The organism is Agrobacterium tumefaciens (assembly GCF_013337285.1).
Classification (GTDB): domain Bacteria; phylum Pseudomonadota; class Alphaproteobacteria; order Rhizobiales; family Rhizobiaceae; genus Agrobacterium; species Agrobacterium burrii.
Window position 1 is genome coordinate 272221 of record NZ_SUPW01000003.1, and the last position, 11129, is coordinate 283349.

General features: G+C 60.8%; 11 protein-coding genes. 6 read left to right on the top strand and 5 right to left on the bottom strand.

The window, feature by feature from the left end:
• Positions 1–74: 74 nt before the first annotated feature.
• From iolG to FCH38_RS11430, 6 genes are all read left to right on the top strand, one after another.
• Positions 75–1082, top strand: a complete 1008-nt coding sequence (gene iolG, locus FCH38_RS11405) for an inositol 2-dehydrogenase (protein ID WP_174373832.1) — start codon at positions 75–77, stop codon at positions 1080–1082.
• Between the two features lie 3 nt (positions 1083–1085).
• Entirely contained in the window at positions 1086–2516 is a 1431-nt protein-coding gene (locus FCH38_RS11410) for an NAD-dependent succinate-semialdehyde dehydrogenase (RefSeq protein ID WP_174373833.1), read from the top strand.
• A 27-nt stretch (positions 2517–2543) separates the two neighbouring features.
• A complete protein-coding gene (locus FCH38_RS11415; protein WP_174373834.1) occupies positions 2544–3356 on the top strand; it encodes an HpcH/HpaI aldolase family protein in 813 nt (270 codons plus the stop codon).
• Positions 3357–4325: a hydroxyacid dehydrogenase gene (locus FCH38_RS11420; protein WP_174373835.1), complete on the top strand. Its 969-nt coding sequence runs from the start codon at positions 3357–3359 to the stop codon at positions 4323–4325.
• Positions 4318–5442, top strand: a complete 1125-nt coding sequence (locus tag FCH38_RS11425; protein WP_174373836.1) for a Gfo/Idh/MocA family protein — start codon at positions 4318–4320, stop codon at positions 5440–5442. Before FCH38_RS11420 ends, FCH38_RS11425 begins: the two co-directional genes overlap by 8 nt.
• A 75-nt stretch (positions 5443–5517) precedes the next feature.
• Positions 5518–6402: a MurR/RpiR family transcriptional regulator gene (locus tag FCH38_RS11430; protein WP_174373837.1), complete on the top strand. Its 885-nt coding sequence runs from the start codon at positions 5518–5520 to the stop codon at positions 6400–6402.
• 13 nt (positions 6403–6415) lie between these two features.
• On the opposite strand, the gene FCH38_RS11435 is transcribed toward FCH38_RS11430, so the two are convergent.
• The 5 genes from FCH38_RS11435 to FCH38_RS11455 form a co-directional block, all read right to left on the bottom strand.
• Complete coding sequence (locus FCH38_RS11435) at positions 6416–7171, bottom strand: sulfite exporter TauE/SafE family protein (RefSeq protein WP_236776597.1); 756 nt, start codon at positions 7169–7171, stop codon at positions 6416–6418.
• 57 nt (positions 7172–7228) lie between these two features.
• A complete protein-coding gene (locus tag FCH38_RS11440; protein ID WP_046799878.1) occupies positions 7229–8242 on the bottom strand; it encodes an ABC transporter permease in 1014 nt (337 codons plus the stop codon).
• Positions 8243–8277: 35 nt separating this feature from the next.
• A complete protein-coding gene (locus FCH38_RS11445; protein ID WP_174373839.1) occupies positions 8278–9813 on the bottom strand; it encodes a sugar ABC transporter ATP-binding protein in 1536 nt (511 codons plus the stop codon).
• Between the two features lie 86 nt (positions 9814–9899).
• Complete coding sequence (locus FCH38_RS11450; protein WP_174374018.1) at positions 9900–10826, bottom strand: substrate-binding domain-containing protein; 927 nt, start codon at positions 10824–10826, stop codon at positions 9900–9902.
• Positions 10826–10963 carry a hypothetical protein gene (locus FCH38_RS11455; protein WP_161991342.1) on the bottom strand — a complete coding sequence of 46 codons (138 nt, stop codon included), beginning with the start codon at positions 10961–10963 and terminating at the stop codon, positions 10826–10828. The genes FCH38_RS11450 and FCH38_RS11455 overlap by 1 nt, the downstream gene beginning before the upstream one ends.
• Between the last annotated feature and the right edge of the window lie 166 nt (positions 10964–11129).

Consider the following 11129-nt stretch of genomic DNA (forward strand, 5'->3'; position numbering starts at 1 on the left):
TGTTTTGGAATACATATTGACAAATTCAGCGCTTTGCAATGATTATTGCCAAATACCTCGGGAGGAAAATTTCAATGCTGAGAATTGCAGTGCTTGGCGTGGGCCGCATCGGCCGCATGCATGCGGAAAACATCGTCGCTCATCCACGTGCGACCTTGGCTGGTATCTTTGATGTATACGAGCCCTCGGCGAAAGAAATTGCCGAAAAGCTTGATGTGACACGATTTGAGTCGGCGGAGGCGGTTTTCACTTCACCCAAAGTCGATGCCGTGCTGATCGCCACCTCAACCCCCACCCATGCGGACCTGCTGGAAAAGGCGGTTGCGGCGGGAAAACCTGTGCTCTGCGAGAAGCCCATCGATCTCTCCCTCGACCGCGTCAACGCCTGTGCAACAAAAATTGCCGGCAGCGGCGTACCGATCATGCTCGGCTTCGTCCGGCGTTTTGACAGCGGACACCGCGCCGTGCGTGAGGCGATCAAAAACGGAACGATAGGCGATCTGCATCAGGTCGTCATCACCTCGCGCGACCCCGGCATGGCGCCCGCCGCCTATATCGAAATGTCGGGCGGCATTTTCCGCGACATGACGATCCACGATTTCGACATGGCCCGCTTCATTCTGGGTGAAGAGATCAGCCAAGTCTCGGCCACCGGTTCGCGGCTGGTCGACCCGGCGATGATGGAAAAATGCGACGACTACGACACCGTAACCGTGGTGCTGAAAACCGCTTCGGGCAAACAATGCACAATCAGCAATTCGCGGCGCGCGGTTTATGGCTACGATCAGCGGGTGGAAGCTTTCGGAAGTGCCGGCATGGCGATTTCCGAAAACCGGACGCTCAATCACCTGCGCCTCCACACCGAAAGCGGCACCGACCGGGCAGCACCGCTGATGAACTTCTTCATCGACCGGTATTCCGATGCCTTCGCAGCGGAAATCAGCGCCTTCGTCGAGGCCGTGGAACAGGGCAAGGCACCGGAGGTCGGCTTCGAAGACGGCCGGCTGGCATTGCTTCTCGCCGAAGCGGCAATCCGCTCCGTCGCTGAAGGGCGCACCGTCAACACAAGCGAGATGGGGTAAACCATGTACGCGAATTTTGGACTTTTCATAGATGGCCGCTGGCTTGCCGGTGCCGCAACAGGTGAGGTCGTCTCTCCGGTCACCGGCGCGGTGCTGGGCGAGGTGACGCTTGCTAACGCCGATCAAACCCGCAGCGCGATCAACGCGGCCGCAGCCGCCCTTCCGAAACTGCGCGCCATGGGCGGCTTCGCACGCGCCGAAGCGCTGCACAGGGCCGCCGACGAAATGCTGCGCCGTGCCGATGAAGGCGCAACGATGATCTCGCTGGAGACCGGTAAACCGATTGCCCAGGCTGGCCGCGAATGGACGCTTTCCTGCGACCAGTTCCGCTGGTTCGCCGAAGAAGCGCGCCGCATCTATGGCCGCATCGTCGACAGCCGGGTGCCCGGCGGACGGTTTGAGGTGACCCGCGAGGCCGTGGGCATCGTCGGCGCTTTCACCGCCTGGAATTTTCCGGCCGCCCTTCCGGCCCGCAAACTCGCCCCGGCGCTCGCCGCCGGATGCCCCGTCGTGCTGCGCCCCTCATCCCAGACGCCGGGTGTCGCGATGGTCATGGTCGACTGCCTGAGGGCCGCCGGCTTGCCCGATGGCGCCGTCAATCTGGTTGTCGGCTCGACCGCCGATACCTATGGCCCGATCATGGCGGACAAGCGTGTGCGCAAGGTGTCGCTGACGGGCTCCACCCGGGTCGGCCAGCAAATGATCCGTGACGCTGCTGAGACCGTGAAGAAGGTCTCGATGGAACTGGGCGGCAATGCGCCCCTCATCATTTATGACGATGCGCATCTCGACAACGCGCTCGATCTTGCCGTGCCCACCAAATTCGCCAATTGCGGCCAGGTCTGCGTCACGCCGGATCGCATCTTCGTTCACGAGAGCCTGCATGACGCCTTTGTCGACGGTTTCGTGACCCGTGCGGCCAAGATCAGGCTCGGTGACGGGCTTGACCCCGATACCGGGATGGGGCCGCTCATCAATGCCGGTCGCCTTGAGGACATCGAGGCGGTGGTTGCCGAGGCCGTGCGCGCCGGCGCAAAAATCGCCCATGGCGGCAAGCGCCCGTCGCATCTGAACCACGGTTTCTTTTTCGAACCCACCGTGCTGACCGGCGTGACGGACACGATGAGGGTTTTTGCCGAAGAGAATTTCGGGCCGATTGCCGCAATCACCCGTTTCAGCACCGAGGAAGAGGTTCTGGAGCGGGCCAATGCCTCGGATATGGGCCTTTCCGCCTATGCATTCACCCGTTCCCCGGACAGGGCACGGCGAACCGTGGCGGCGCTGAAATCCGGCATGGTCGGCATCAACAGTTTCGCGCTCGCCGCATCCGAAGCGCCTTTTGGCGGCACGAACCATTCCGGCATGGGGCGTGAGGGTGGTATCGAGGGGATAAGCGATTATCTCGAAACCAAACTCGCCCAGATCGTCTTCTAAAAACAGACATTCTTGCAGGAGAATCCCATGCGGAAAAACAAATTGAAGGAAATCTGGGCCGAGGGACGTCCGGTGCTGCATGGCTGGCTGTCCATCGCCAGCCCGTTCAGCGCCGAAATCATGGCGGCGCAGGATTATGACGCCATCTCCATCGACATCCAGCACGGCGCGGTCGACTACAAGGACGTGCTCGGCATGTTCCAGGCGATGCGCGCTTCTGACAAGGTGCTGATGGCGCGGGTGCCCTGGCTCGACCCGGCATGGATATCCAAGGTTCTGGATGCCGGGGCTTATGGCATCATCTGCCCTATGATCAACACCCGGGCACAGGCGGAGCAATTCGTCCGATACATGCGCTATCCGCCACTTGGGGAACGCAGCTTCGGCCCCACCCGCGCCGTTTACGCCGCCGGCGGTAATTATGCCGCCGAAGCCAATGACGAAATCCTCGCCTTTGCGATGATCGAAACGGCAGAGGCGATGGACAATCTTGAAGAGATTGCCTCCACCCCCGGCCTCGACGGGATTTATGTCGGCCCCGCCGATCTCAGTTTCTCGCTCTCTAAAGGGCAATTGACACCTGCCTTCGACCGCGAGGAACCTGAAGTCATCGACGCCATCAAGCGCATCCTCGATGCCTGCCACCGCAACGGTATCAAGGCGGCCCTCCATTGCGGCACAGCGGATTACGCGGCACGCGCGGTGGAATGGGGTTTCGACATGACGACCGTATCAGGCGATTCCCGCCTGCTGGCCGCGGCGGCGACGGAATCGACTGCGACGTGGCGCAGGCTGGTGGAAACGACCGCCAAAAAAACCGATGGCAAAGGGGGGTATTGAATGCCGAACCTTCTCGTGGCCGGAAAACTTCATCCTTCCGGCGAGGCGATGCTGCGCGATCTGCCGGCCCTCGGCTTCTCCATCCGCTATATCGAAGATGTCTCCGAAGCCTCCTACGCACCCTTCATCGAAGAAGCGGATGCAATCGTCATCCGCACACAACCGCTCTCGGCAGCCACCATTGCAAAGGCCGGACGGCTGAAAGTGGTGTCCCGTCATGGGGTGGGTTACGATAGCGTCGATCTTGCCGAACTCAACCGGCGCAACATCGCGCTCACCATCGTCGGCGATGTCAATTCCGTCTCCGTCGCCGAACATGCGATGATGCTGCTGCTGGCGGCGGCAAAGCGGGCCATACTCGCCGACCGTGCGGTTCGCGAACCGGGGCAGTGGAGCTGGCGCAACAGGCTGGAGCAGCAGGAAATATCCGGCAAGAACCTCCTCATCCTCGGTTATGGCCGGATCGGGCGGCATCTCGCCAGAATGGCTTCGGGTTTCGGCATGCATATCCGCGCCTACGACCCCTACCTGCTGCAATCGGGATGGCCCGAGGGGGCGACAAGACCCGTATCGCTGGAAGAGGGCCTGCCCTGGGCCGACTATATTTCCGTACATATTCCCAAGGGAGCAAGCCCGGCAATCGGGGCTGCCGAAATCGCTCTCATGAAACCCGGTGTCGTCCTGTCAAACACGGCCCGTGGCGGTGTCGTTTGTGAAAAGGCGCTCAGCGAAGCGCTCGCCTCGGGTCATGTCGGCGCGGCCGGGCTTGATGTCTTCGACGACGAGCCGCCGGAAAGCTCCTCCCCGCTGCTGTCGCAGTTCAATACCGTCCTGTCGCCGCATATTGCCGGGCTTACGACGGAATGCGGGGAGAGGATGGCCATCGCGTCCATCCAGAACGCCGTCAATTATCTGAAAGGGACGATCGATCCCGGCCTCATCGTCAATCCGGAATTTGCCCATGTCTGAAAAACCCGTTCTTCGCGTCGGCCTCATCGGCACCGGCTTCATGGGCAAAGCCCATGTCTTCGGTTTTGCCTCCGCCCAGAAGGTCTTCGACCTGCCCTACCGGATCGAACTGCACACCGTTGCCGACATCACCGAAGATGCGGCTGCACGGGCGGCAGTGGATTTTGGTTTTGCCCATTCCACGGCGGACTGGCGCAGCATCATCGCCGATCCGGATATCGACCTCGTCGACATCACCGCGCCGAACGCCCTGCACAAGGAAATGGCGCTTGCCGCCATTGCCGCCGGCAAACATGTCTATTGCGAAAAGCCGCTCGCACCGCTGGCGTCGGATGCCGGCGAGATGGCTGCAGCCGCGACGGCGCGCGGCGTCAAAACACAGGTGGGTTTCAACTATCTCTGCAATCCCATGCTGCGGCTGGCGCGGGACATGGTGGCAGCGGGCGAACTCGGCAAGATACGCGGTTATCGCGGTCTGCATGCCGAAGATTACATGGCCGACGCCGCAGGCGCCTTCACCTTCCGCCACGATCCGGCCGGCGGCGGTGCGCTTGCCGATATCGGCTCGCACGCGCTTGCCACAGCCGAATTCCTGCTCGGTCCGATAACCCAAGTGATGGGGGATTGCGTCACGCTGATAGCCGAGCGGCCGGATGGCAAGGGTGGCACACGCAGGGTGGAAGTGGATGATGTGGGACGCGCTTTCCTGCGTTTCGCCAATGGTGCGCAGGGTTCGGTCGAGGGCAACTGGATCGCCACCGGCCGCAAGATGCAGCATGATTTCGAGATTTACGGCGACAAGGGTGCGCTTTATTTCACGCAGGAGCGCTTCAACGAGCTTCATTTCTATTCCGCCGCCGATCCGGCCGGCCGCCGCGGCTTCCGCAGGATCGAGGCATCTCCTGACCACGCGCCCTATGGCCGTTTCTGCGTCGCGCCCGGTCATCAGCTCGGCTTCAACGACCTGAAAGCCATAGAGATTGAAGGTTATCTCAGGGCAATCGCGGGACAGGCACCAGAGCCTTTCGGCTTTGCTGCCGGCCTGCGCATCCAGCGACTGGTCGAGACGATCCAGCACTCGTCATCCGCACGGCAATGGATGGCTGTCGATGCGTGAAATCCCGGATTGAGCGACGGGCTGCGGGCCTTCATGCCTCTTGGAAAACCGCAATAAATATTGCAAGATCATGCCATGAAGCAACAACCGCAGCCCGTCGACCCTCCGAAAGATTACGAAGAACTGATCCGCCTCATCCATGATCGCCATGATCAGATGAGCAAGACCTATCAGCGGATTTCCGTCTATCTGACGCAGAACCCCAATGAAGTCGCCGTGCATTCGGTCAATACCATTGCCGAGCGGCACAACATCCACGCCTCCAGCTTCGTGCGGTTTGCGCAGTCGCTGGGCTACAAGGGTTTCAAGGAGCTGCAGGCGCTGTTCCAGAAACGGCTGGCGACGGCTGCGCCGGGCTTTGAGGCACGCGTGCGCGCGCTCGATGACGAATTGCAGAGCCGCGAGGACCGTTCGGAATACGGTTTCCTTCACGATCTTGTCGTCAGGGACATCGCCTCCTTACAGGACCTGCTCGAACGGATCAGTGCCGAGCAGCTCGGCACCGCCGCCGATCTGATCGAGGCCGCCGGCACCGTCTATCTCGTCGGCCAGCTGCGCTCCGCGCCGGTGGCGGAGCTGCTGCGTTACATCCTCACCATGCTTGGCAAGCAATGTATCCTTCTTGATCCGGGCGGCGGGCTCGCCACCCATATGGCGCGGACGATGAGAACCGGCGACGTACTGATCGCGGTGTCGTTCCGATTTTACGCGACGGAAGTAGTGAATATCGTCGAGGAGGCGGAAAAGATCGGTGTGCCGACCGTAGCGATTTCCGACAGTACCCTGTCACCGCTGGCAAAATCGGCAAAAGTCCTGTTCGCCGTTCCAGAGCATGATTACAGCTTTTCCCGGTCTCTGGCAGCGCCGATGTGCCTTGCGCAGGCTCTGGCGGTTGCGGTGGCCGCGCGCGTTCAGAAGAACGAGACCGCGCCGCGCATTCCGACGGTGACCGGCCTCTAGGCACCAACATCCCTCAAAGCCCCGTCACACCGTCCCAGATCAGCTTCACCGCTACCAGCGCCACGGAAATATAAGTCAGGGGGTAAAAGATCGAGGCACGCATGTGGCGCACCGTCCAGGCACCGAGCCATGTGGAGACGATAGCCAGCGGCACCATCAAGGCGGCACGGCCGAGATTTTGCGCGCCGAAACCTCCGAGCGCCGCATAGGGCACGAGTTTCAGGACATTGGTGATGGCAAAGAACATCACATTGGTGCCGGTGAAAACCTTCGGATCCATACGCAGCGGAAGCAGATAGACCTGCAGCGGTGGCGAGCCGGCATGAGCGACGAAGCTGGTGTAACCCGCAAGCAGGCTCCAAAACCGTCCCGCCATCGGCCGCTCCTTGGCTGCCATCAAAAGAACGCCTCTGGCCAGAACGACGCGCAACACGAACACGGCAGAGACCAGGCCGACGATCAGGCGCACCACGGCGTCCGAAGTGATCTCGGCTGTCATCCAACCAAGGCCGATGCCGAGAACAGCTGCCGGCAGAAGCTGGCGCATGATCCGCCAGTCGACCCATTTGCGCCAGGCCGCCACACCAACCATATCCATGACAACGAGGATCGGCAGCAGGATGGCGGCCGCCGTGACCGGCGACATCACCAGCGCCATCAGCGGCACGCCAAGCAGGCTCATGCCGCCGAGCCCGCCCTTGGAAAGCCCGACCAGCACGACGGCAAGCACGGTGACGCCCAGTTCCAGAGGAGAGTTGAAAAGGTTCAAGTGCATCTCCTCGGCATTGCCGTCGGCACCCCTGCCCGGGCACCGCGCGCATGGATTTCAGCCCTTCCGGAGCCGGGCTTTTTGACGGTAGACATCAGCAACGACCGCGCTGACGATGATCAGTCCCTTGACGATCTCCTGATAGTAAGCATCCACGCGCAGAAATGTGAAGCCCGACATCATCAACCCCAGAATCACCGTGCCGATAACGGTGCCGAAAATCCTACCCCGCCCACCGGAAAGGGACGTGCCGCCGATGACAGCCGCGGCAATGGCGTCGAGTTCATACATCATGCCCATGCCTGCCTGCGCGGTTTCCGCACGGGCGGCGGTGACAATGCCAGCGAGGCCCGCGAGCAGGCCGGCAATGGCATAGACCTTGACCAGATGCAGCTGGACATTGATGCCGGACACCCGGGCCGCCTGCATGTTCGCGCCGATTGCATAGGTAAACTTGCCGTAACGCGTATAGCGCAGGGCAATGTGGAAGGTAACGGCGACAAGCAGGAAGATGACGACAGGCCATGCGCCCGAGCCGATCGATGCGAAGCTCTCTGTCGGGAAGGAGATCGGCTGCCCCTTCGTATACCACTTGGCGATGCCGCGTGCGGTCACCATCATGCCCAGCGTGGCGATAAAGGGCGGTATTCCCGTCACCGCGATGAGCATGCCGTTAACGATGCCGGCGATCAGGCCGAGACCGAGGCCGACGGCCAGCGGCACCACCACGGGCATATCGGTCAGTGCCGGATAGATCGCCCGGGCAAAATCGCTGCTTTGCGCAAAACTCATGGCGATCATGGCCGTCATCGCCACCACCGAGCCCGAACTGAGATCGATGCCGCCGGTGATGATGACCTGGGTGACCCCAACGGCGATGATGCCGACAACGGAGACCTGCAGGATCATGATCGTCAGGCGCTGCGGGCTGCCGAGAAAGCTCTGCCCCTGCACGAACCATCCAAGCAGTTCGAAGACGAGGGCGACGCCGATCAGCACGGTCAGAATATTCAGTTCCTGCGGTAGCTTCCGCCTTTTCCGTTCGACCGGTTCGGTCTGTACGCTATCCATAATTTTTCCTCCCCGGCATTGCCGCCGTCGCAGCCTCAGCGGGCCGCCAGTTCCATGATTTTGACTTGGTCCGCTTCGGCGCGATCGAGAATCCCGGTCATATGCCCCTCGTGCATGACGAGGATCCGGTCCGACATGCCGAGAACCTCCGGCAGTTCCGACGAGATCATGATGACGGCGACACCTTCCTTCGCCAGACTGGAAATCAGGCGATGGATTTCCGCCTTGGCGCCGACATCGATGCCGCGTGTCGGCTCGTCGAGAATGAGGATGGCGGGCTTGGTCAGAAGCCAGCGGGCGATCAACACCTTCTGCTGGTTGCCACCGGACAGGTTTTCGATCCGCTCATCGAGATCGGGCGTCTTGATACGCAACGCCTTTTTCATGTCTTCGCACAGCACCGTCAGCCCGCGCTCATCGACATAACCCATCGCCGCATGGCCATTCTGGAGGGCCGCGATCTGCATGTTCTCGAGAATCGAAAGTGGCAGAAAACAGCCGGTTGCCTTGCGGTCCTCCGTCAGCAGCGCCATGCCCCTGCGCATCGCATCCGCCGGCGAACTAATCGTGACCGGAACGCCGTCGATGCGGATCGTCCCTTCATTCGCCGGCACCACTCCGAAAATCGCCTCGGCGACGTTGGAGCGGCCGGAGCCCACCAGCCCCGCCACGCCGAGGATTTCGCCGCGATGCAGATCGAAGGAAATATCGTGGAAAACCCCGGCCAAACCGAGATCCCGAACCTCAAGAACGACATCGCCGATCAAGGCTTCCTGCTTGGGAAACATATTGGTGATCTCGCGGCCGACCATCATTTTTATGATGTCGTCGCGCGTGACATCGGTGCTCGCATGAGTGCCGACATATCGCCCGTCCCGAAACACGGAAAACTCGTCGGCGATCTCGAACAGCTCGCTCATCTTGTGGGTGATGTAGACAATGCCGATATTGCGTGACCGCAGATCGCGGATGATATCGAAAAGATGTGCGACTTCGGACTCCGTCAGTGCCGATGTCGGCTCATCCATGATGAGCACGCTGGACTGGTAGCTGACGGCCTTGGCGATTTCGACCATCTGCCGCTGCGCCACCGTCAGCGTGCTGACCTCCGCCGCCGGATCGATATTGATCTTCAGCTGGTTAAACAGCGCCCGCGTCTCCGCCAGCATTTTCGCATGGTCTATGAGGCCGAGACGATTTTTCGGCTCGCGGCGGATCCAGATGTTCTCCGCCACAGTCATCCAGTCCATCAGCGCCAGTTCCTGATGGATCATGGCGATGCCGCGCTCCAGCGCATCGCGGGGGCTTTTCAGGCGGACGTCTTCCCCCCGTAGCCTCACGGTGCCGGCATCCGGGCTATAAATCCCGGCAATAATCTTCATGAGTGTCGACTTGCCGGCGCCGTTTTCGCCCATCAGCGCGTGCACGGAACCCGGCCGCAGGCGGAACTGCACCTCATCCAGCGCGACGACGCCCGGAAATTCTTTGCGTACCCCCTCGATTTCAAGAAGGTAGGGGCCGGCGGCCTGCTTGAAGCGTTCAATCGCCTCTAAGGTGGTTGTGGAAATCATATCTCACCCGTCCTTTATCCGGCCAGCGGCCGGGCCGTGATCTGCTGTGCCGGCGACCGAGGCAGTGCCCGGCCGCCGGCCACAAATCAGTTGCTGGACTTGTATTGAGCGACATTGGCGGGGGTGACGAGTTCAAAGGGCACATCGACCTTGTGCTCGAATTTTTCACCACGTGCGATTTTCAGCACGGTATCGAGAGATCCCTCGCCCTGCCCCTTGGCGGACTGGTAGACTGTAACGTCGAGGTCGCCCGCTTCCATCGCGGCAAGCGCATCCTGCGTTGCGTCAACACCGGCAACAATGACATCCTTCATGCCGACGCCCGAAGATTTCAGCGCCTGGATCGCGCCGAGCGCCATCTCGTCATTGTTTCCAAGCACGATGGTCGGCTTCATACCGGATGTGATCCAGTTCGTCATCAGGTCCATGGCCGGGGTGCGCATCCAGTTCGCGGTCTGCGCGTCCAGCACCTTGATGTCCTTGCAGGCATCGCTTTTAAGGACACGTTCGGCTGCCGCGGTGCGGCCGCGCTGACCGGTGGTGCCAAGCTGGCCCATGAGAATGACCGAATCACCCTTGCCGGCCGCAAGCCTGCAAACCTCTGTCGCCTGCAATTCGCCAGCCTGCTCCTCATTAGAGCCGACCCATGCCTGCTTGTCCGGGAATTTTTCCATATTGGCCGGAAGCATGTTCACGAAGACCAGCGGAATACCCGCTTGATCGGCGATCTTTGACATCGCCCTGCCGGAATCCGCATCCACCAGCATGGTGATGATGCCATCCACGCCAGCCGCCACGAAGTTTTCGATCTGCGACTGCTGGCGGGCAATATCGCCCTGCGCATCCTCCATCTGGACTTCCACGCCAAGATCCTTGGCATGGCGCTGAATGTTGTGGCGCAACACGGTGAGATAATTGTCGTCAAAGAGCGACATCGCCACGCCAATTTTCTCGGCGTGGGCAGCGCTTGCCATCAGGGCGCAGAATGCGGTTGTGATTACGATTTTTTTGATCACGAGATTTTCTCCTCCTCTTTTCCCCGCACGTGACGAATGTGTGCGATCACCCAAACCGGCGCCTCCCGGCCGTCTCCAGGCATGGCTTCGCCGGTGACGGATGCAGCAGCAAAATCCGCCTCAAGCGAAGTCATGTCCTGTCGATCAGTCGAAACGGCAGCACTGTTTGCGCGCAGCTTTAGTGCTGCGCCCGTCTCTCCCATGCGACCGGGTGTTTTCCGGGCGCAGTTTCAACATAGCGGGATGGAACAGGATTCGCAACAAAAATTGCAGAATTTCTATACAGCAATAAAATTTCCA

Coding starts and splice junctions, on each gene's coding strand:
- iolG (WP_174373832.1), top strand. CDS start 75: ATGCTGAGAATTGCAGTGCTTGGCGTGGGCCGCATCGGCCGCATGCAT.
- FCH38_RS11410 (WP_174373833.1), top strand. CDS start 1,086: ATGTACGCGAATTTTGGACTTTTCATAGATGGCCGCTGGCTTGCCGGT.
- FCH38_RS11415 (WP_174373834.1), top strand. CDS start 2,544: ATGCGGAAAAACAAATTGAAGGAAATCTGGGCCGAGGGACGTCCGGTG.
- FCH38_RS11420 (WP_174373835.1), top strand. CDS start 3,357: ATGCCGAACCTTCTCGTGGCCGGAAAACTTCATCCTTCCGGCGAGGCG.
- FCH38_RS11425 (WP_174373836.1), top strand. CDS start 4,318: ATGTCTGAAAAACCCGTTCTTCGCGTCGGCCTCATCGGCACCGGCTTC.
- FCH38_RS11430 (WP_174373837.1), top strand. CDS start 5,518: ATGAAGCAACAACCGCAGCCCGTCGACCCTCCGAAAGATTACGAAGAA.
- FCH38_RS11440 (WP_046799878.1), bottom strand. CDS start 8,242: ATGGATAGCGTACAGACCGAACCGGTCGAACGGAAAAGGCGGAAGCTA.
- FCH38_RS11445 (WP_174373839.1), bottom strand. CDS start 9,813: ATGATTTCCACAACCACCTTAGAGGCGATTGAACGCTTCAAGCAGGCC.
- FCH38_RS11455 (WP_161991342.1), bottom strand. CDS start 10,963: ATGACTTCGCTTGAGGCGGATTTTGCTGCTGCATCCGTCACCGGCGAA.